This is a genomic window from Citrobacter sp. TBCS-14 (assembly GCF_005280805.1).
GTDB lineage: Bacteria > Pseudomonadota > Gammaproteobacteria > Enterobacterales > Enterobacteriaceae > Citrobacter > Citrobacter gillenii.
Genome location: NZ_SZWM01000671.1, coordinates 1 through 208 on the forward strand (window position 1 = coordinate 1; position 208 = coordinate 208).

Genomic DNA, 208 nt, shown 5'->3' on the forward strand with positions numbered 1-208 from the left:
ATATCAACAAGGCACAGATCTACGCCTGGCGTAAGGGTATCAAATCGTTGTACTACATCCGGTTACGCCAGTTGGCGCTGGAAGGCACCGAAATTGAGGGTTGCGTGTCATGCGCACTGTAAGGAGAACCAAATGAAACTATCTCGCGTCAGCGCCATCAACTGGAACAAGATTGAAGATGATAAAGACCTTGAGGTATGGAATCGCC

2 protein-coding genes are annotated in these 208 nt (G+C 48.6%); both read left to right on the top strand.

The genetic code is table 11. The annotated features are described in order from the left end of the window. On the top strand, positions 1–122 hold a 122-nt coding region (locus tag FDX22_RS31615; protein ID WP_255433004.1), incomplete at its 5' end, for a hypothetical protein. Between the two features lie 10 nt (positions 123–132). Further along, a partial coding sequence (locus FDX22_RS31620; protein WP_255433005.1) for a hypothetical protein occupies positions 133–208 on the top strand: 76 nt, incomplete at its 3' end.